The sequence below is a fragment of the Nonlabens sp. MB-3u-79 genome (assembly GCF_002831625.1).
Taxonomy (GTDB): domain Bacteria; phylum Bacteroidota; class Bacteroidia; order Flavobacteriales; family Flavobacteriaceae; genus Nonlabens.
Window position 1 is genome coordinate 2,421,691 of record NZ_CP025116.1, and the last position, 19,296, is coordinate 2,440,986.

Annotated in this window: 20 protein-coding genes; 6 read left to right on the forward strand and 14 right to left on the reverse strand. The window is 37.1% G+C overall.

Annotation, left to right across the window (positions count from 1 at the left end; all coding sequences use genetic code 11):
- Positions 1-548: 548 nt before the first annotated feature.
- From CW736_RS10680 to CW736_RS10705, 6 genes are all read right to left on the reverse strand, one after another.
- A complete protein-coding gene (locus CW736_RS10680; protein WP_101013928.1) occupies positions 549-1,166 on the reverse strand; it encodes an L-threonylcarbamoyladenylate synthase in 618 nt (205 codons plus the stop codon).
- Position 1,167: 1 nt separating this feature from the next.
- Positions 1,168-1,476, reverse strand: coding sequence for a hypothetical protein (locus CW736_RS10685; RefSeq protein ID WP_157810932.1), 309 nt, complete (start codon positions 1,474-1,476; stop codon positions 1,168-1,170).
- A gap of 264 nt (positions 1,477-1,740) precedes the next feature.
- Positions 1,741-3,114 carry an aldehyde dehydrogenase gene (locus CW736_RS10690; protein ID WP_101013930.1) on the reverse strand — a complete coding sequence of 458 codons (1,374 nt, stop codon included), beginning with the start codon at positions 3,112-3,114 and terminating at the stop codon, positions 1,741-1,743.
- Positions 3,111-4,022, reverse strand: a complete 912-nt coding sequence (locus tag CW736_RS10695) for an ABC transporter substrate-binding protein (protein ID WP_101013931.1) — start codon at positions 4,020-4,022, stop codon at positions 3,111-3,113. Before CW736_RS10695 ends, CW736_RS10690 begins: the two co-directional genes overlap by 4 nt.
- Positions 4,023-4,106: 84 nt before the next feature.
- Positions 4,107-4,793, reverse strand: a complete 687-nt coding sequence (locus tag CW736_RS10700; protein ID WP_101013932.1) for an RluA family pseudouridine synthase — start codon at positions 4,791-4,793, stop codon at positions 4,107-4,109.
- 405 nt (positions 4,794-5,198) lie between these two features.
- Positions 5,199-6,308, reverse strand: coding sequence for a M42 family metallopeptidase (locus tag CW736_RS10705; protein WP_101013933.1), 1,110 nt, complete (start codon positions 6,306-6,308; stop codon positions 5,199-5,201).
- 100 nt (positions 6,309-6,408) lie between these two features.
- Between CW736_RS10705 and CW736_RS10710 the strand changes: the two genes are divergently transcribed.
- Positions 6,409-7,203 carry a DUF4294 domain-containing protein gene (locus tag CW736_RS10710; protein ID WP_101015121.1) on the forward strand — a complete coding sequence of 265 codons (795 nt, stop codon included), beginning with the start codon at positions 6,409-6,411 and terminating at the stop codon, positions 7,201-7,203.
- Positions 7,204-7,645: 442 nt separating this feature from the next.
- On the forward strand, positions 7,646-8,155 hold the full coding sequence (locus tag CW736_RS10715) for a PepSY domain-containing protein (protein ID WP_101013934.1): 510 nt from the start codon (positions 7,646-7,648) through the stop codon (positions 8,153-8,155).
- Between the two features lie 95 nt (positions 8,156-8,250).
- On the opposite strand, the gene CW736_RS10720 is transcribed toward CW736_RS10715, so the two are convergent.
- The 3 genes from CW736_RS10720 to CW736_RS10730 all read right to left on the reverse strand — a co-directional run bounded on the left by CW736_RS10720 (position 8,251) and on the right by CW736_RS10730 (position 10,154).
- The gene (locus CW736_RS10720; protein ID WP_101013935.1) at positions 8,251-8,979 is read right to left on the reverse strand and encodes an acyl-CoA desaturase; all 729 of its coding nucleotides are present in this window, start codon (positions 8,977-8,979) and stop codon (positions 8,251-8,253) included.
- 55 nt (positions 8,980-9,034) lie between these two features.
- A complete protein-coding gene (locus CW736_RS10725; RefSeq protein WP_101013936.1) occupies positions 9,035-9,607 on the reverse strand; it encodes a Crp/Fnr family transcriptional regulator in 573 nt (190 codons plus the stop codon).
- A gap of 241 nt (positions 9,608-9,848) precedes the next feature.
- Positions 9,849-10,154, reverse strand: a complete 306-nt coding sequence (locus CW736_RS10730) for a hypothetical protein (protein ID WP_101013937.1) — start codon at positions 10,152-10,154, stop codon at positions 9,849-9,851.
- 165 nt (positions 10,155-10,319) lie between these two features.
- Here CW736_RS10730 and CW736_RS10735 point away from each other — a divergent pair, with 165 nt between their 5' ends.
- Positions 10,320-11,339 carry a pirin family protein gene (locus CW736_RS10735; RefSeq protein ID WP_317044396.1) on the forward strand — a complete coding sequence of 340 codons (1,020 nt, stop codon included), beginning with the start codon at positions 10,320-10,322 and terminating at the stop codon, positions 11,337-11,339.
- Positions 11,340-11,661: 322 nt separating this feature from the next.
- Here CW736_RS10735 and CW736_RS10740 read toward each other — a convergent pair whose 3' ends face one another.
- A complete protein-coding gene (locus CW736_RS10740; RefSeq protein ID WP_101013939.1) occupies positions 11,662-12,561 on the reverse strand; it encodes an EamA family transporter in 900 nt (299 codons plus the stop codon).
- A 372-nt stretch (positions 12,562-12,933) separates the two neighbouring features.
- Between CW736_RS10740 and rimK the strand changes: the two genes are divergently transcribed.
- Together rimK and CW736_RS10750 are read left to right on the forward strand one after the other, a co-directional pair.
- Positions 12,934-13,806, forward strand: a complete 873-nt coding sequence (rimK, locus tag CW736_RS10745) for a 30S ribosomal protein S6--L-glutamate ligase (protein WP_101013940.1) — start codon at positions 12,934-12,936, stop codon at positions 13,804-13,806.
- Positions 13,799-14,767 carry a succinylglutamate desuccinylase/aspartoacylase family protein gene (locus CW736_RS10750; protein WP_101013941.1) on the forward strand — a complete coding sequence of 323 codons (969 nt, stop codon included), beginning with the start codon at positions 13,799-13,801 and terminating at the stop codon, positions 14,765-14,767. Before rimK ends, CW736_RS10750 begins: the two co-directional genes overlap by 8 nt.
- A gap of 219 nt (positions 14,768-14,986) precedes the next feature.
- Here CW736_RS10750 and CW736_RS10755 read toward each other — a convergent pair whose 3' ends face one another.
- Positions 14,987-16,270 (reverse strand): mechanosensitive ion channel family protein, encoded by a 1,284-nt coding sequence (locus CW736_RS10755; RefSeq protein ID WP_101013942.1) that lies wholly within the window; start codon positions 16,268-16,270, stop codon positions 14,987-14,989.
- A gap of 296 nt (positions 16,271-16,566) precedes the next feature.
- On the opposite strand from CW736_RS10755, the gene CW736_RS10760 reads away from it, so the two are divergent.
- The gene (locus tag CW736_RS10760; protein ID WP_101013943.1) at positions 16,567-16,758 is read left to right on the forward strand and encodes a cold-shock protein; all 192 of its coding nucleotides are present in this window, start codon (positions 16,567-16,569) and stop codon (positions 16,756-16,758) included.
- Positions 16,759-16,906: 148 nt separating this feature from the next.
- Here the strand turns inward: CW736_RS10760 and CW736_RS10765 are convergent, their stop codons facing one another.
- The 3 genes from CW736_RS10765 to CW736_RS10775 all read right to left on the reverse strand — a co-directional run bounded on the left by CW736_RS10765 (position 16,907) and on the right by CW736_RS10775 (position 18,946).
- Positions 16,907-17,470 (reverse strand): DUF4494 domain-containing protein, encoded by a 564-nt coding sequence (locus CW736_RS10765; RefSeq protein WP_101015122.1) that lies wholly within the window; start codon positions 17,468-17,470, stop codon positions 16,907-16,909.
- Between the two features lie 236 nt (positions 17,471-17,706).
- Positions 17,707-18,150 (reverse strand): TlpA family protein disulfide reductase, encoded by a 444-nt coding sequence (locus tag CW736_RS10770; protein WP_101013944.1) that lies wholly within the window; start codon positions 18,148-18,150, stop codon positions 17,707-17,709.
- Positions 18,151-18,310: 160 nt separating this feature from the next.
- Positions 18,311-18,946 carry a thiamine phosphate synthase gene (locus tag CW736_RS10775; protein ID WP_101013945.1) on the reverse strand — a complete coding sequence of 212 codons (636 nt, stop codon included), beginning with the start codon at positions 18,944-18,946 and terminating at the stop codon, positions 18,311-18,313.
- Positions 18,947-19,296 lie beyond the last annotated feature (350 nt).

Here is a 19,296-nt window from a genome sequence, read left to right on the forward strand (position 1 = left end):
ATAAGTTCCTTTATTTTGAAAGCTCAAATCTATTGCGTTTTTCCAAGGATCATTTGTGTTGACTCCTAATGTTGTCCTTTTATTTTATGAAAAATACACAATGAATAAACAAGAGCTTGTTATTACCCGCTTTAGCGAAAGCTTAACGAGTATCATCATCTTTTATATAACAAGTGGCAGAGGTGCTAGAAATAAGTTACTACGTCGCTTATAGGCGCCTTCATGGCATTTTCAAACACCAACTCAAACAATCTACTTTATTGACCAATCCTTCCACTAAAGTAAGAGTTCGATTTTTTAATAAAATGGGACAAAAAATAAACGCTCTAAAAGAATCTCTTGAGCGTTATGAACTATTTGATTTTTAAAACAATAGAGACTCAATCAAATAAATCTAAATTATAATAGGTGTTATGAGAAGTAGTATCCTTGGATGGAACCTGCTATGTGTACTTGTTTTATGTATGTTAAAAATAGACCGACAGACGAATAGCTGTTATTAGTAAACTCAGATAAAATTAAGTTTTATAAAACCAGGAAAGCACTATTTATAATTCTACAGACCCTTTCCCTTCACGTAAAAGAACAGGCTCGTCACCTGTAAGATCTATAACTGTAGAGCCTATGTTCCCTCCGTAACCGCCGTCTATGACATAATCCACTAGTTTGTCCCATTTTTCGGCTATAAGACTTGGATCTGTTGTGTATTCTATAACTTCATCATCATCTTTAATAGAAGTAGAGATGATTGGATTTCCTAATAGTCTTACTAACTCTGTAGCAATTTTATTATCGGGCACACGTATTCCTACTGTTTTCTTTTTCTTAAAAACGGCAGGTAAATTATTATTCCCTGGTAAAATAAAGGTATAAGGGCCAGGTAAATTACGCTTGAGAATTTTAAAAGTATGGGAATCAATTTGACTGGTGTAATCGCTTAGATTACTCAAGTCTTCACAGATAAAAGAAAAGTTAGCCTTTTCTAGTTTGACTCCTTTGATTCGCGCTATTTTTTCTAGTGCCGTTTTATTGGTAATATCACAACCCAAACCATAGACAGTATCAGTAGGATAAATGACTAAAGCACCAGCTCGCATAGCATCTGCGATACGCTTTAAGTCCTTTTGATTCGGATTATCGTCGTATATTTTAATCAATTGTGCCATATTAATATTGCGGATTAAAAAATGATTTGATAGGAATCCAGAGAAAGGCTAAAGCGATAATAGCAATGAGAATGCGCATCCAAAACTTCAAATTGCTATCGCCTGAATTGGGTACTACATCATATTTATATTTACCGTTGTGATCTATCTTTATAGAAATAGAATTTTTAGGGGAGTCAGGATTTGTTTTCTGATTTTTTAGAAATATCATCCATCCCAACACAAAAAGCCCGGAAACAATAACGATTGTCAAGGTGCTTTGCAGGCTGAATTGCAGTAATTGCTGTGTTGTAATTAAGCTATGATTCAAGTTCATATTTTATATAGGTTAAATTTAATCAATAAAATTCATTAATAAGCAGGTTCGACTGCGCTTTATGTTTTTAAAAGGCTTGCAGAGCCCTGTTGTTAGATATTCTGTTTCTTCGTTACCCATGTTGTTGCGCTTAGATTTTTGATACTGCCGTTTCTGTTTCTATTTTTTTAGGGTGTCTTATTTGTTCCGCTTTCGCGAAAGCGTGCTAAAAACAACTCTTTATCATTTAGTGTCAACTGGAGCACACCAATCATGGAATTAAAGCCAGCTCATCAACTTTTTAATCCTACTCAATTTAGCAGTGTAGGGGGCGTATCTAACGGGTAAATCGATCCAGGTACCTCTATGTACCACACTTTTGTAATGAGAAAACACTTCAAAAGTTTTCTTCCCATGATAAGAGCCTATACCGCTGCTACCGACGCCACCAAAGGGAAGCCTATCATTGATAACCTGAACAATACTATCGTTGATAACACCACCGCCAAAAGCAAATCGCTTGATGAACCACATTTCAAATTTAGAATCGCCACTAAAGCAATAAGCGCCCAGTGGTTTTTCAAAACTATCGATCCAATGTTCCAGATCTTCTTTTGTAGTATAGGTGATCACGGGTAGCAGAGGTCCAAATATCTCCTTCTCCATTATTTTAGCATCTTTAGATGGTTCATCAACAAGGGTAGGAGCTATATACAATGCGTCTCTATCGTGGTCGCCACCTTCCAGAAGTGTTGCTCCCTCCAGCAGGCTCATAAGTGCATCAAAATGATTCTCTCTAATTATTCTAGGAAAATCTGCCGATTCCTTTACGTTCGCACCGAAGAATTCGTGTATTTGCTTTTTGATTTCAGTAACCAATTGATCTTTAATACTTTTGTGTGCCAACAAGTAATCTGGTGCAATGCAGGTCTGACCTGCATTGAGAAACTTAGACCAGACAATACGTTTTGCAGCTACTTTGATATGGGCAGTTTCATGCACCACACATGGGTTTTTACCACCTAATTCCAAGGTTACTGGAGTAAGATGTTTTGCTGCTGCTTGATAAATTAGTTGACCTACTGCCGTACTCCCGGTAAAGAAGATATAATTCCAAGGCAAGGCAGTGAGTTCTTGCGCCACTTCTGAATCTCCTAAAACGACAGAAACATGTGCCTCATCAAAGGCTTCTTCTATAATTTCTTGCAACAATTTACTCGTGGCTTTGGAGAATTCGCTAGGTTTTAAAACCACTGTATTTCCTGCGGCTACGGCACCAATTAATGGAGCCAGCGCAAGCTGAAAAGGATAGTTCCAAGGAGATATAATCAATGTATTTCCATAAGGTTCTGGGTATCTTCTTGCCTTAGAGGGAAAGTTTAGTATAGACGCCCTAACTATTTTAGGTTGAGACCATTTACTTGTGCTTAAAATGTATTTTTTAAGCTCCCTAGTGATGGCGTTATACTCCGTAAGAAATGATTCAAACTCGCTCTTACCTAGATCATCTGCGAGTGCTTTGTAAACCTGTTGTTCTCGACTTTCAATCGCCTTTTTAAGACGTTGAAGACTTTTAACTCTGTATGTTAGCTCTTGTGTCTTACGCGTCTTAAAAAAATCTTGTTGAGTTTTATGGATCTGTTCTACATTCATCGTGATAATAAGGTGTTAGTAAAAAGGGAGGTCGCTTTTAAGTTATGGTTTTCTAACTTTTGGTCTTGAAGCCAGGTCAGGAAATTATGGATACCGTCAGAGTTCATTTGACCCCAGTGTTGCTTGTCTCCCAAAACAGAACAAGTCAGTATGATAGACTTCTGTAGATCCATATTTTTATCTTTTTCTGGAACCAGAGCCTTTAAAATTTCAGCAGCCTTCTCTGGATGTTCTTGGGCATAGAAAAAACCTTTTTTAGTAGCATTTAAAAATGATTTTAATGCGACTTCTTTGTTTGAAACCGTATGTTCAGAGCAACTTATCACAGGAGAATACGAATATGGAATGCCGTAATCCTTCAGTTGGAACAATATCAACTCCGTATTCTGTTGTGCTGCCTGAACACCTTCCCAATTGGTAAAGATCCAAGTAGCTTGAACTTGATCTTTTTCTATGGTTTCCCAAATACCTAATTTATCAGGGTAGACGCATTCTATAATTCCTTTTCCTCCATCATTTTTGATCATTTGCTTCACTATAGCATCTTCATAACGAGCCTTATAAGAAGCATAAGTGGTATGATCTAAATCTTTAGGGGAGCTAATGCCTATACCAGATTTACAAGCTATCGCACTGAGATCTTCTTGAAACAGAGCTGCAATCGCAACTAAATCAAAAGCTTTTGATTTAGTTTGATAACTCATCACGCTCTCCAGCGGACATAAAGCCAGATCTACTTGGCCTAGTTCTACTTTCTTTGCAGGGGTAAGCTGGTAATTATCCTGAGAAGGATCGATAATTTCTACAGCTACCTCTTCTTTTGTATAGTAGCCTAATTCTTGAGCTATAAAAAACCCAATGTGATTTGCATTAGGTGTCCAGTCCAGAGCGATTTTTAACGATGTCATCGATTGTTTTTAAATTCAAAACAATTTACATCATAGAATAATAAGTTATGTGAAGGAGTTTGTAAAGTTTAGTTTAAAGTGCTATCAATCCCCGACAGCGGCCTTCCACAAAGCATCTTTTTCATTTACAGGAGCGACGATTTTCACAGGTTCTTTTTTCACTGGATGTATGAATTCTAAGGTTCTCGCATGAAGATGAATACTGCCGTCTTTGTTACTGCGTTTGGCGCCGTATTTTAAATCTCCTTTGATCACACAGCCTATTTTACTCAGTTGTGATCTGATCTGGTGGTGTCTTCCTGTTTCTAATTTAACTTCTAAAAGTGTATAACGATCCAGTTCTTTAATAACCGAGTAGGAGAGTGCTGCTTTTTTAGAGTTAGGCACCTCATGATCATGTGCGTAGCTTTTATTTTGCTTTGGATTACGGACCAAGTAATGTTCCAAACGGTCTTTTTTCTTAGGTACATTTCCTTCTACAATTGCCCAATAGGTTTTATCTGTTTCATGAGCAGCAAAAAGGTTGTTCATCCTTGGCAATGCTTTTGAGGTGCGAGCAAAGATCACGACACCACTTGTAGGACGGTCTAATCTATGTACAACACCTAAAAAGACAGCACCAGGTTTATCGTATTTCTTAGCGATATAATCTTTGATCAAATCAGGAAGAATCTCATCTCCGGTTTTATCTCCTTGCACGAGATCTCCAGACTGCTTATTAATAGCAATGAGGTGGTTGTCTTCAAAAAGGATGCGGTGGTTGATGGACATAGGTGATAAACTTGTGGTAAAGGTACTACTTGTAGTGCTCAATTCCCTATGTTTTTGGAATGGACAGACCTAATCTTGTTCTGTTTGAAATGCCGACACTTTACCTGTTGGAATTATTGTAAAAATCAGATCAAACGTTCTTTAAAAGCCAAAAATTTAGACTGCAAAGGAATATCTTTTTTATGGGAGGTATCTTTGTATTCATGGTTAAAGAATTCATAGATAGAACCCTTAGAAGCAATAAACGCATGAAAAAGTTAAGCCCCTATTTGCAAAAGCAAATAGGGGCTTAACCAACTCTTCGTCATACTAAAGACTATTCAACTACTTCGATAAACTCAGAACGATCTAATAGATCAATACTGATTATAGATGATCAAAGGAGTACATCAATTCTTTTTTAAATTAAAACAAACCTTCATTTTTATTAGAAAAATAATTGAAATCGTGATTGTTTTCAATCTTCAATAAAGTTTCATAAATCATTTTGATGACGTTTTCTACATCGTCCCTGTGTACCATTTCCACGGTAGTATGCATATAACGCAAAGGAAGCGATATCAAGGCACTTGGAACGCCGCCATTAGAATAAGCAAATGCATCTGTATCTGTTCCTGTAGAACGAGACGTAGCTCTTTTTTGATAAGGAATCTTTTTCTCATCTGCAGCATCCATGATCAGGTTGCGCAAGTTGTTTTGAATCGCTGGCGCATAAGCGAGGACAGGGCCTTTTCCTATGGCTGCATCTCCATTAGATTTCTTTTCGATCATTGGAGTAGTAGTGTCGTGAGTTACATCTGTAACGATCGCCACGTTAGGTTTTATGGTTTGCGTGATCATTTCTGCTCCTCGCAGGCCTATTTCTTCTTGAACAGAATTAGTTATATAAAGGCCGAAATCCAATTCTTGCTTATTTTCCTTCAGTAATCGCGCTACTTCAGCAATCATGAAGCCGCCCATGCGGTTGTCTAGTGCACGACATACAAATTTATTTTTGTTCAAAACAAAAAACTCATCTGGATAAGTAATTACACATCCCACATCAACTCCTAGCGCTAGCACTTCGTCCTTAGTCTCACAGCCACAATCTATAAAAATATTGTCTGGTTTAGGAGCCTCTTCTTTTGACTTATCTCTTGTGTGAATCGCTGGCCAGCCGAATACTCCTGTCACGACTCCCTTCTTGGTATGAATGTTTACTTTTTTAGAAGGAGCAATTTGATGGTCAGAGCCACCGTTGCGCACCACATAAACAAGTCCGTCGTCAGTAATGTAATTCACATACCACGAGATCTCATCTGCATGTCCTTCTATAACAACTTTAAATTTGGCATCTGGATTGATAACTCCTACTGCTGTACCGTAATTATCTGTGATAAAGCTGTCTACATAAGGTTTTAGGTAGTCCATCCATACCTTTTGGCCGTTCCATTCATAACCAGTAGGAGAGGCGGTATTTAGGTATTTTTCCAGAAAGTCGAGTGATTTTTTATTTAAAATGCTTTTGTCAGCCATGTGATAAATTTTAGAGCGTGAAGATAATAATATGGTCGCAAAAACGCTTGTATTCTATTGGGTTTCTTATTTTTGGAACACTTTTAGAGCATACTTGTTTATGATAAAGAATTTAATTTTTTTACTAGTGGCTTTTGGTGGTCTCGCTTTCGCGAAAGCGCAAGAAACACCAACACCTAAACCTGTTTCAAAGGACTCGATAGTAAAGTCAGTAGAGCAATATTTCTATGTAGACGGCGACTCATTGAGTGCCATAGAACTGGATAAGGTACTTTTGATACAAGACTTAAACTTTGACAGCAGGTACGAACGCATTCGTTATTTAATCTTAAAACGTAAGGTGGAAAAAGTATGGCCTTATGCAAAACTGGCGGCCGAACGTTTAACCGTACTCGATAAACGACTGGCTTCTTTAGAAACTACCAACCAAAAGAAGAAATATTCTAAGATGGTTGAGGACTATATCGAAGACGAATTCAAAGAAAAACTTAAAAAATTTTCCAAATCTGAAGGACAAATACTCATTAAGCTCATTCACCGGCAGACTGGAAACACAGCTTATGACTTATTAAAGCGCTTAAGAAGTGGATGGAGTGCTTTCTGGTTTGATAAAACAGCCAGCGTTTTTGATATGTCTCTAAAAGAAGAGTACCGACCAGAAACCGTTGTGGATGATTTTTACGTGGAAGACATTCTTCTCAACAGCATTATTGATGACAAGTTAGAAGATCAAAAACCAGCTATTGAGTTTGATTATTTTGCTGCTCGAGCCCATTGGAAAACGTATGAAAAAGAACTTCCAGCAAATTATGACAGCATCCAACTCGCTGCAAGAGCAAAACGCATACAGGAATACAACGAGAAAAAAGCACGTAAAGCCAAGCGTAAAAATTAATTTTTTTCCAGTTTCTAGAGTTAAGATGTTCTAGGTACTCCATACCTGCAGCAGCTTCAAAAGGACCATTAGAATACATGAGAAACGGTATAATAGAAAATGTCTATAGTGAGTTTTTTAATTATTTAAAATAATGTTAATCAATTATTTATATGGTTTAAGTAAACAAATAATTGACGTCTTTAAATAGACTTAAACGTTCTTATTTTATCCTTCCATCAGTACACAGCACACCCTGTAATTACATTAAAATCTGTTTAAATTGTTGTACGATGGATTAGAAATTAGTGTTCCTGCTTGCGATTTGATCAATTCATACAACTTTTATGTACAGCTGAAATAAGGAGTTCTAAAAAAGTAAATATTTTTACTGTTGCGCTTTCTTAATCTTATAGCAGCCCTTACATTTGTTATTTAAAATAATTCTAAATAATAAATTATAATGGGTAGAAAAACTTCTCAAAAAATGCGCGAGTTGCACAGGTATCTGGGCTTTTTCCTTGCAGGTATCATGGCTGTTTATGCGATTAGTGGTATTGCTTTAATCTTTAGAGATACAGACTTATTAAAGCAAGAGGTCAGCATTGAACAAATAGTACAACCACAACTGTCCATAAGCGAAATTGGCCCAGCGCTTAAAATAAAGAAACTGGAAGTAGACAGAAATGAGGCTGGGACTTACTATTTTGAAAATGGCACCTATAACAGTCTTACCGGAGAGGCGCAATTCACTAAAATGGAATTGCCTTACCTATTAGATAAGCTCACTCACTTCCATAAAGCAAAAACAGGGCAGCCCTTGTTCTTTTTAAACATCTTCTTTGGTGTGGGTTTGCTATTCTTTGTCATATCGGCATTCTGGATGTTTATGCCTGGCACAAAAATTTTTCAAAAAGGAATCCTTTTTACTGCTGCTGGATTGATCTTAACATTGATCTTGCTATTTGTGTAGTTGTTACTGCTCAACTAGATTTCATTGTAAATAAAAAAATCCTCCAAATAGACACTTGATCTATTTGGAGGATTTTTTTCTAAAACCTAGTGATATCAAGCCCTTTTAAGCTGTATGATACCTACAGCGTTCAGTAATCTAATAATAAGGTAGGTGATGTCTATTTCGTACCATTTCACACCAAAGTTGGCGCGATTAGCGTATTTGTGGTGGTTGTTGTGATAACCTTCTCCCATCATTAAGAAATCAAATCTAAACAAGTTCTTACTGGTATTTTTCATTTGGTAATTCACATAACCATAGATATGACCGAACCAGTTGATGATTACCCCATGAATAGGAGCCATCATAAGGGTGACTGGTAATAATATCCATTGCCACCAAGCGGTTACGAAGAAAGCAAAGAACAATACATACAACGTAATCCATAAAAGTCTAGAGAAACGGGAGCTAGCAAATTTGTCAAAAGCTTTCCATTGAGGTACATTTTTAGTAAAACGTGGCTCTACTGCTATGCGATCTAGATTAATGTCTTGATAGATGGTTTTAGTTTTCCACATCATAGCAAACATATTGTCATCAAATTTTGGGGAATGTGGATCTTTTTCTGTGTCGGTAAAAGCGTGATGCATTCTATGCATGATGCCGTAACCGTAGGCACTGAGATAACTAGAACCTTGGAAGATCCATGTGAGTACAAAAGTAATGCGTTCCATTGTTTTAGACATCGTAAACACTTGGTGCGCTGCATAACGATGTAAAAAGAAGGATTGAAAGAAGAGTCCACCGTACCAAAGTGCTACAACTAAAAGTATAACAGCCATAAGTCTTTTTTTTACAAAGGTAGGAGCAGTACAGGTGTAAAACTATGAACCTAGATCAAGAAATTCGCTTTCTGATTCGGCTCAATGCTTGTGCGGTAACCCCTATATAAGAGCTGATATATTTCAACGGCATGACACGTATCAATTGAGGTCTTTCTTTAAATAACTTCACGTACCTCTCTTCAGCATTGAGATTCAAGAGATTCTGTTCGCGTTTAGATTTTATTAGAAAAAGGCGCTCTGCAGTTAATCGGCCTATAAGATTCCCGATTTGTGTCTTTTTGTATACTTCTTGTAGGTCGTCATAAGTAATGCTGAGCAAACTGGTTTTAGTCAGCGTTTGTAATTGATACAACGAAGGCTGTCTGGTTAAAAAAGAGTCGTAGGCACTTATGAACTGGTTTTCAAAACTAAAGCCAAAAGTGATGTCTTTTTCATCGTCCTCTTTAGGGATAAACAAGCGTACGATACCAGATTCTATAAATGAGATTTGATTTTCTACCTCACCTAATTTTAAAAAAACTTCTTTTTTAGGAATCACTCGTTGGGTTAATTTTGAGGTAAAGAATTCCCAGTCTTCCTTAGAGATGAGAGCAATACTTTCTAAATATTCTTTAATTTGTTCCATTGAGGTCGAGCCTACTGATTCCGTTTCAAAGATAGGTGCATAGAAATGAATTCATAGAACGCAGCTTCCTAATTAAAAGGTAATTTATTTATAAAACATAGCGCACGAACCTATTTGATGGAGGATTGAAATGTTCGGTAGAATAGAGAAGAGATACTAATAAAGACCGTCTCAACCTTTACTTGTTTTTTAGCTACACATAAGGATGCCATCCAGTGAATCGCTTGTCTATTGCATCATTTTATCCCTGCAACGCCATAGTTGCTTTACAATTAGGACAAATAATTTTATTGCCCTTCATTAAATCTTGAGTAAGAAACGGGATCGCAGTTCCACAATCAGGACAAGGGATGCTGGAGGTTTTTCCCTTTTTAATTTTAGTAAACTTCTTGAATAAATCCATTTTCTCTTGATCCATGTCTGTTTTTTCTGTCATTCCTATTTTTACATCACAGTTGGAACAGCTAAAGCTTTTCCCTTTTAGAAATTCTTCTGTGTTTATAGAAATCAGCGTTTGGCAATTGGGGCAAGGGATGTTATCAGACATTGGAGTGGTGTGGATGAAATGCATCACAAATATAAGCTGAAGCACCACTCCTAAAACAGAATAATAATAAAGTCCTGATAGGTTGTTCTACAGATGTATTATTTTTATCCTTGCTAGTACCAAGTGCTTTTAGCGGATTTACCACATCATAAAAAACAAATGACCATGACCATCATCAACATTCAACCATTAGGATTTCCATGGAAAACACAAGATCCTTTTTTGTTCTGTGCCTATCATCGAGATTTATATCCAGCTGGGGATAAGCATTTAGGAATTCCTGATGTTCAAAAAGCGGGTAGGAATATAGGTCAGGATTTTATGATCAAAGATGGTTTTAGAATGTACCACGGTAGTCACGTCCCTGGTTTCCCATACCATCCGCACCGCGGATTTGAAACCATTACCATTAATAAAGAAGGAATTGTAGATCATTCGGACTCTTTGGGTGGTGCAGGTCGTTTTGGCGCTGGAGATGTGCAATGGATGACCGCTGGAAAAGGCATTTTACACAGTGAGATGTTTCCGATGTTGCACGATCATAAGGAAAATACGCTAGAAATATTTCAGGTATGGCTCAATCTACCAAAAGTGAGTAAAATGGTGCCGCCGCATTTTAAAATGTTGTGGAATGAAGAAGTGCCTGTGATTCATCAAAAAGATCAAAACGGTCGTTCTACCGCAGTAGATCTTATTGCTGGAAATTTAAACGAAGTTCATTCCTTGGATCCGACGCCAGATTCTTGGGCAGCAAATGCCGATAATGAAGTGCTGGTTGCTACTATAAAAATGGAAGCTGGTGCTACTTATATATTACCAAAAGCCCAAAGCAGTGAAGCTAAAAGGAATCTCTATTTCTATAGAGGTACGCAACTAGAAATAGCAGGTAAAACAGTAGCTGAAAATCATTCTATTGAGGTTGTTGCAACTGAAGATTTAGAGATCAAAAATATTGGAGCAGATGCTTTTCTTCTCGTTTTACAAGGCAAGCCTATTAAGGAGCCCGTGGCACAACACGGACCATTTGTGATGAACACACAGGAAGAAATTAGGGAAGCCTTTGCAGACTACCAAGAAACCCAGTTCGGTGGCTGGCCGTGGCCAGAACAAGAGCAAGTTCACGAGCGCAATAAAGGCAGGTTTGCTTTGCACAGTGATGGCAGAGTGGAAGAGAAAGGGATATGAATTCTTAATAATGATTAACGCCCAATGAATACCGATTTTCAATTGGTCAATTCTAAAGTATTGTTTGGAGGCTTAGCGCAATGCCTAGTTGAATACTAAATGGATCTCGTTGAGCAGGTAGCATATTTGAGTGCAGGCAAGGTCAATACCTATGAGTGTGATTCGATCTGTTATTATAAACACAGGTTTATGACTGTTGCTCCAACGGGCATCTTCATTATGAAAAGCTACATGAGTAAGAAGTTAGGGAAGTTCTGAAAGACTTGGTGGAGCACTAAAGATATTTCAACCTAGCATTTCACAATCCTTTTCCAATCAAACTCTACGAATACAATATCAAAAACACACCGATCATTATTCCAGCTAGGGGGATTAGTTTTTTGCGTTTATTTTTCTCTTTAAAGAGCAAACCGCCTAGAACTACCGCAATGATGATCTGGCTTCTTTTTATAGCACTGAGCAGCATGATTAAGGCTTCTGGATCTTGTAGGGCTTTAAAATAGAAATAATCGGCGGTTTGTAATAGGATGCCGACTGCTGGAATGGACCACCGGAATTTAAAATCCCTGCGTTTTTGAGCGTACGGAAACCAAGTAATAGAAAGGATCAATATTAAAATCAAAATCGTGTACAAACAAAACCAAAATTGCAAGGTCTGTGGGTTGAGTAGTAAGGTCTGAACTAAAAACTTATCGTACAAACCACTGGAAGCACCTAAAAAGGTAGCGGCGATAATTGCAAAAATCCATTTGTTACTTTTAAAATGAATGCCTTCTTTTTTGCCGATTTTAGAATACAGCAGCACCGACAATATGATCATAAAAAACCCCATCCATTGATAGGTGTTAGGAGCCTCATTATAAATAAAAATGGCTCCAATAAAGGTGAAAAATGGCCCAGCAGATCTTATAGGAGTAACAATAGTCAGCGGTAAATGCTTTAATGCTTGATAAGCCAGTATCCAAGAAGCCGCCATAATCATGGATTTGATAAAAATAAACCCGTGTGTAGACCAAGAAATAGGTTCTATATAAAAGCCTATTTCTTTAGTGGTTGTCGGATAAAAAACAGATCCCAAATAAAAAGGCAGAATCACCAAGAAACCCGCTATCAAGGTGCCTAACAGGACAGGGAACACCTCGTTGCCTTGTACAGCATGCTTCTTACATAAGTTGTGTAATCCTAAAAATAAAGCTGCCAAAAGGCCTAAATACATCCACATGCCGCGAAGATAGTTTTTTGGTCAGATGAAGCAAGCTTTTGAGTTTAGATAGGTTTTGTTGATTGCCTATGTTACTGACATAACAAAGAATCAAAATACCGGAATACGATAACTGTTGTCCTGGTATTGTTTTTATCTTTTCAGTTTGTATACACAACTTTATATTTTTAAGATGAGGTAAAGCAGACAACAACTTATATTTGCGAGCGCATTAACAACGTTTGTTAAGCAGTCAAATCTTCTCATTACACTTTTGTAGTTGAGATTTATAATATTGTATATTACCCAAATCTGTTCGTATTACTATGCTTTGTTAACGAATGGCTTTATTAAACTCCAACATAGCTTTAATCAAGTACCAAAATTTAATAAATGAAATTTGCAATCTTATCAGCCAGTCCAAATCTCTATTCTACTAAAAGAATTATCGAGGCAGGTAAAAAGAAAGGTCATGAAATGATCATTATAGATCACACCAAATGTGATCTTGTTATTGAAAAAAAGAAACCCATTGTTATTTATAAAGACGAAGAGATACGAGACCTTGATGGAGTTATCCCTCGTATAGGTGCTTCGGTAACCTTTTTTGGTACCGCTGTGGTGCGACAGTTTGAAATGATGAAAATATTCACCGCTACAGAGTCACAAGCCTTAGTGCGTTCTAGAGATAAGTTGAGAAGTCTTCAAATATTAGCTCGTGCAGGTCTTGATTTACCAAAAACGGTATTTAGTAATTACTCTAAAAACGTAAGTAATGTAGTTGAGAAGGTAGGTGGCGCCCCCTTAGTTATTAAATTGTTAGAAGGAACTCAGGGGTTAGGTGTAGTCTTAGCAGATAATAAAAACTCAGCAGAGTCTATCCTAGAAGCTTTTAACGGTTTACAAGCCCGTGTGATTGTACAAGAATTTATTAAAGAGGCAAAAGGTGCCGACATACGTGCTTTTATAGTTGATGGTGTAGTAGTAGGAGCGATGAAAAGACAAGGAAAGGAAGGAGAGTTCAGGTCTAATTTACACAGAGGTGGAACAGCAGATATTATTGAATTAACTGACGAAGAAGAAAATGCGGCTTTAAAAGCAGCTAAAGTAATGGGATTAGGTATTGCAGGTGTAGATATGTTGCAGTCGGCAAGAGGTCCTTTAATTTTAGAAGTAAACTCTTCTCCTGGGCTAGAAGGTATTGAGACAGCAACAGGTAAAGACATAGCTTCCCAAATCATCAAATATGTAGAGAGAAATGCCTAACAGTAGTAATATCGAAGTTTTAGGAAAAGTTATTTCAGAAGGGAAAGGAATTCAGATCAATCTCGACATTGCTAAACTTCATACGCGTACAAAAATAGAAGTCCCTATCATTATTGAGAGGGCAAAAGAACCTGGTCCAACTATTTTAATTACTGGAGGAATCCATGGTGACGAAATTAACGGAGTAGAAATTGTGAGACAACTGGTCGCTAATGGGTATCACAAGCCTCAAAAAGGCATGGTGATTTGTATTCCAGTAGTTAATATTTTTGGATTTTTAAATCAAACCCGTCAGTTTCCCGATGGTAGGGATTTAAACCGTGTTTTCCCTGGTTCTAAAAGAGGTTCTCTAGCCAGTATATTTGCTTATCACTTGATGAAAGAAATTGTCCCGCTGGCCGATTACTGTTTAGACTTTCATACGGGTGGTGCTGATCGTTTTAATGCCCCTCAAATACGAATTAATGAAGGAGACGAAGAAAGCTTAGAGTTAGCTAAAATCTTTGGAGCTCCGTTTATTATGAAATCTAAACGCAGAGAAAAATCGTATAGAGATTCTGTCATCAAACTAGGAAAAAAAGTTCTTTTATTTGAAGGTGGGAAATCTTTAGATATAGACAAATCAGTAACTAAAGTAGGTGTCAAAGGAGCTTTGAATTTGATGCATCATTTAGGGGTTAGGGACTTTTCAAAAGAACTGGCTTCCAAGGCAAAAGTTAGTGAGCCTATTGTTGTAGCAAGTTCTAAATGGATCAGAGCTAGTTATTCTGGCATGTTTCGCAGTAATGCAGTGTTGGGAAGGTTATATAACAAAGGGGATAAGCTAGGTAGTATTTCAGATCCTTTCGGCTTTTTTGAAAAAGACGTCAAAGCTCCTATAAAAGGCTATGTCTTTTGTATCAATAAAGCACCTATTGTCAATAAAGGGGATGCCGTTATCAATATGTCTGTAGAAAAGTAGGGGCGTACTTATAAGAGTTGCTCTATATATATTGAAGAGAAGATCTAATTTTTTGTCCTTGGCACTAGAACTCTTTTGGCTTATTCCCGCATGTAGTTTTTTGGATAACAAGTAGCATATCTGATGCCAACTAATTCTTAGAGTGTTATGTGCTGTTTTTTTTTGCCTCGCTTTCGCGAAAGCGGAAGTAGTATAAACATTCTTAACAATAGCAATAGGTTACTGGTTGTTGCTCTCTATAGCGTGAACAGTGCTTTTAGTCCAATCGGTAAAACTCGAATTACTAGGCAGTTCAAATATTTCCAAATTAAAATATGGTACTGCTGCAATCAGATGGTCAAATATATCGGCCATGATGTACTCATAATTTTGCCAGCGCTTATCACTACTAAAAGCATACATCTCTATAGGAATACCATGAGCAGTAGGGGCTAACTGTCGCACCATGATCATCATTTCCTTATTGGTACCCGAATGGTTCTCAATATAGGTCTCCATATACTTTCTAAACACGCCTATATTGGTAAGGTTTCTACCGTTTAACAACAATTCTTTATTGATGTTATTTTCTGCGTTATACGTGGTAATATCAGATTGGCGAGATTCTAAATAGGAAGAAATCAGCTGAATGTCTTTTAATTGTTCTACTTCATCTATGGTTAGATGTTTGATACTGTCTAATTTGATATTTAAAGCTCTTTTAATACGTCTGCCGTCTGATTCTTCCATACCACGCCAGTTTTTAAAAGAATCAGAAATAAGGGCATAGGTAGGTATGGTGGTAATGGTTTTATCAAAGTTTTGAACTTTAACTGTCGATAGGTTGATCTCGACCACATCACCATCAGCGCCGTATTTTTCAAAAGTGATCCAGTCACCTATGCGCACCATATCGTTTATAGACACCTGGATACTGGCTACAAAACCAAGAATGGTATCTTTAAACACTAAAATAATGATGGCTGAAGCCGCACCAATAGTCGTGATGAATTTTATAAACTCTATCCCTGTCATGATCGCAAAAGCAGAAAGTATCCCGAGCAACCAAGCAAAGATCATAATCACCTGTATGTAGCTGTCTATAGGCTTATCATTTAAGCGAGGTAAAGTTTTGAAGTAATCTTTAAGAGCATTTAAAAAGCTACGAGCTATCCATAAAATGAGCAGGATTGCAAATACCTTAAGACCTTTTTCCACTACAGCCTCAAGGTATGGGAAATCGACAAATACCTTAGGGTTAAACTCCAGGATCAACAGAAGCGGAATGATATGAGCTACATTTTGAGGTACCCTGTTTTTAACTAAAAAATTATCAAAAGCGGTTTTTGTTTTTTCGCTAAATTGAGTGAATAACTTGATGATCACTTTACTCGTGATAAAATCAATAATAAACGCTAAGACCAAGAGCACAAAGAGCAAGCTGATGAGGTTTGCATATTTGGCTGCTGTGTCTGACAATCCTGATGCTACTAAATAATCATATAACAGATGTTCTATTTTCATAAAAGTGGCCTTTGTTGGGAACTATTGGTGATGTAATTAGTGTTATTTTCTAGTTTGTAAAATTAGGTATCCTTATATAGAATTGCCTTGGTTTAACAAGATTTATTTTTAAATTTATCAAGCAAGACAAAGAAGGTAGACCGCTTTATACTAAGAAAGTAGACCGTACAGATGTCGTTGGTATTCTTTATTATCAAAGAAATAAAGTAGCCTTTTTGCAAAGGATGTTGTCATGTGGATAAATGGTACTATCTTTGCAGTAATATTAGTATTAATAAAAAATAAATTACATTAAGATGAGTAAAGGAACAGTAAAATTTTTCAATGACACTAAAGGATTTGGATTTATCACAGAAGAAGGAGTTGAAAAAGACCATTTTGTACACATTTCAGGATTAATCGATGAGATTAGAGAAGGTGACGAAGTAGAATTTGATTTACAAGAAGGAAACAAAGGACCAAACGCAGTAAACGTAAAGGTTCTCTAATATATATTTATATATTTAGACAAAAGCCCCATCAATTTTGATGGGGCTTTTTTATGGTCTTTATTTAAAGGTGTTGGAATCATAAGATGTTGCGATTAGATCCGATAGATGCTGCATTACATCAATAAACTCTGTATGTAATGGCAGGTTATTCTTCCTCGGCAGTAGCGAGAACGTCTGCTAGTTCTAGATCTTTGTCCATAGTATGTACAACAGGTACTGAATTTTTAAGAGCGACAAATGATTTTAATTGCTCCATATCTTCCTCTTCACCAGAGAAATAAGGAAATACGTCCATAATAGGCGACTCAGCCACCGCTGGGATGGTGTATTCTCCCATCGTATCTTTCATAGTTAGGACTGTGTTTTCATAAGCTTCCTTGACATCATTAGCTTGAACTAATAAGTACATATTGGTCTTGCGTTCCTTACCGCTTTCTTCGTCAAAGGCAATTAAGGATACACGGGATTTGAACCAGCGATCTGTATTTTCAAACGGGTGGATCTCTGCATAATTGGCCACCTTGATATTGGTGATTTTAATTTCTTCGCTTTCTGGCAAATAAGCTGCCATTTCTTCAGTGATTCTACTTTCGGCTTCTGTATAAGAAATCGCATCCACCAGGAAGGGCTCTGTCTTTATTTTTTGTGTGCCAGAGGCTTCATCAAATTTTCTATATTTTACTTTGCACTCGTACCAAGTTGCACTCATATTTTTTGTTTTAAGGACGCCAAATATAGGCTGCTGCGCCAGCTCCAATCCTTAAAGACCAGAATAGATGTTCACAATTCCAAGGCGGCATTTATAGGGCTTTTAAAGTGAGGGAGTTAGCCGTTTTTTTTCTTTGATCAAATCAAGGCATATTGCGAAAGGGAGGTAGCAGTTGATTTGAACCCCGATTCAGGTCGGTGCTGTTATTATAATTTTTTCATCAAAATGATTTGAAACTACCCGTCGATTCCCGACAAACTCTCCAATGCATAAAATAACCGATTCTTAGCATTGTCCTGCGATCCAAATATGGATCTGTAGAGTTGGCCATTGGAGCTGATCAGGAGCCATTGTGGTGTGCCTTCAGCATGGAATTGCTCGTAGACTTTGTGGTGCTGGTCTATATAGATAGGGAAAGGGATCTGGCCACTAGTAAAAACACTTTTTATATTTTCTTTTGTGCCTTCTCTTGTTGGAAAATCCGCATGGATGGCGGCTACTTGTATACTAGGGTACTGACATTGGAATTCATAGGCGAGTGGCAGGGCACGCCCTGTACAACCTAGACAGTCATTGTTATAAATAAGTAACAACAGCACTTTGTCTTTATAGCGTTTTATCAAATCGACTTCTAGACGATCAAGATCTGTAACGGCTATGGATGCGATACCTGTGTTCATTAGATTAAAGTTGACCTTTTTTCTTGATTCTTATTTCCTTTCTGTTTTGCGTAACCGATTGCAACGGCATCCTTTTGTTTTTCTTTTTAAAACAAAAGATAAAGTGAAAAGCGGGACCCGTTAGGGAAACGCCCAAACCATTACAAACAACTTTTTTCACCTATTTAAAGGTATGTCGCATCTCATCGGTTGAAGAGGCTCCCAACAATTCATTGAATGTTTTTATGGTATTAAAGTCGGAAGTAATAGCCTCAGCAACCATAATACCAGAAACGCCAGTGGCTAGAATGTCTGTTACATCTTCTGTGGTAATCTTGCCAAAACCAATAAGAGGAGTATCTGTGTTTAAAGCCTCTGATATAAGGGTATAACCATTCTTACCTAAAGCTTTACTTGTGGTTTCTGAAGTTGTTTTAAAAGGCCCCAATCCTATATAATCTACTTCTTTAGTGAGCAAAGTCTTACATTCTTCTAAGCTATGTGCTGTAGCGCCTATAGTTTGCCAAGGGTGCAACTCTTCTCTAGCTAGAGTAGGGCAGGCATCATTTTGTTCTAGGTAAAGACCGTCTGCTTTGACCTCATGGGCAATCTTATAAAAGGTCTTAATAACCAACCTGGTTTGAAAATGCGCTGTTATTTTTAATACTTCTTGAGCGAGTTTCAAATGATCTTTTCCATCAATATGCTCCAGGTCAAGTTGTACCAATTCGGCTCCAGAGCTGCAGGCTTTTTGGATGTTTTCTAAATGTGCGGCGCTAGTAGTTGCTTGTGAAAGGTAATGTAGCTTAGGGATCATAAGTTCTTATTTTATGCAATAGAATACATATGGATGTATGGATCTCCAAAAGTATCTATTTAAAATGGGATAGGAGTGCTATTGAAACTACAATTGAACGCAAGTAGTAACAATCTATATGAGTTTGAATGTGATTTGTCCCTTCTTTACACCGCCTATAACGGCTTCTATCTCCTTATCTATTTTGCTCATATAATAATTATACAACGTGATTTTGAATGATTTTTTTGTTTACATTTCGTAAGAATAACAGGCTGAAAAAAAATGTTTTCTTTAAGTAATTTAAAGGCTGTTTATTCCTTAAATATGTAAAGATACTATAGCGATCTAGCGGGCGCAACCACGTGTAA

Bases quoted from the DNA above. Each gene is read 5' to 3' on its own strand.
- CW736_RS10680 (WP_101013928.1), bottom strand. From the start codon at position 1,166: ATGGCACAATTGATTAAAATATACGACGATAATCCGAATCAAAAGGAC.
- CW736_RS10735 (WP_317044396.1), top strand. From the start codon at position 10,320: ATGACCATCATCAACATTCAACCATTAGGATTTCCATGGAAAACACAA.
- CW736_RS10705 (WP_101013933.1), bottom strand. From the start codon at position 6,308: ATGGCTGACAAAAGCATTTTAAATAAAAAATCACTCGACTTTCTGGAA.
- CW736_RS10760 (WP_101013943.1), top strand. From the start codon at position 16,567: ATGAGTAAAGGAACAGTAAAATTTTTCAATGACACTAAAGGATTTGGA.
- CW736_RS10750 (WP_101013941.1), top strand. From the start codon at position 13,799: ATGCCTAACAGTAGTAATATCGAAGTTTTAGGAAAAGTTATTTCAGAA.
- CW736_RS10755 (WP_101013942.1), bottom strand. From the start codon at position 16,270: ATGAAAATAGAACATCTGTTATATGATTATTTAGTAGCATCAGGATTG.
- CW736_RS10695 (WP_101013931.1), bottom strand. From the start codon at position 4,022: ATGACATCGTTAAAAATCGCTCTGGACTGGACACCTAATGCAAATCAC.
- CW736_RS10710 (WP_101015121.1), top strand. From the start codon at position 6,409: ATGATAAAGAATTTAATTTTTTTACTAGTGGCTTTTGGTGGTCTCGCT.
- CW736_RS10740 (WP_101013939.1), bottom strand. From the start codon at position 12,561: ATGTGGATGTATTTAGGCCTTTTGGCAGCTTTATTTTTAGGATTACAC.
- CW736_RS10775 (WP_101013945.1), bottom strand. From the start codon at position 18,946: ATGATCCCTAAGCTACATTACCTTTCACAAGCAACTACTAGCGCCGCA.
- CW736_RS10690 (WP_101013930.1), bottom strand. From the start codon at position 3,114: ATGAATGTAGAACAGATCCATAAAACTCAACAAGATTTTTTTAAGACG.
- CW736_RS10765 (WP_101015122.1), bottom strand. From the start codon at position 17,470: ATGAGTGCAACTTGGTACGAGTGCAAAGTAAAATATAGAAAATTTGAT.
- CW736_RS10770 (WP_101013944.1), bottom strand. From the start codon at position 18,150: ATGAACACAGGTATCGCATCCATAGCCGTTACAGATCTTGATCGTCTA.
- rimK (WP_101013940.1), top strand. From the start codon at position 12,934: ATGAAATTTGCAATCTTATCAGCCAGTCCAAATCTCTATTCTACTAAA.
- CW736_RS10720 (WP_101013935.1), bottom strand. From the start codon at position 8,979: ATGGCTGTTATACTTTTAGTTGTAGCACTTTGGTACGGTGGACTCTTC.
- CW736_RS10715 (WP_101013934.1), top strand. From the start codon at position 7,646: ATGGGTAGAAAAACTTCTCAAAAAATGCGCGAGTTGCACAGGTATCTG.
- CW736_RS10700 (WP_101013932.1), bottom strand. From the start codon at position 4,793: ATGTCCATCAACCACCGCATCCTTTTTGAAGACAACCACCTCATTGCT.
- CW736_RS10725 (WP_101013936.1), bottom strand. From the start codon at position 9,607: ATGGAACAAATTAAAGAATATTTAGAAAGTATTGCTCTCATCTCTAAG.
- CW736_RS10730 (WP_101013937.1), bottom strand. From the start codon at position 10,154: ATGTCTGATAACATCCCTTGCCCCAATTGCCAAACGCTGATTTCTATA.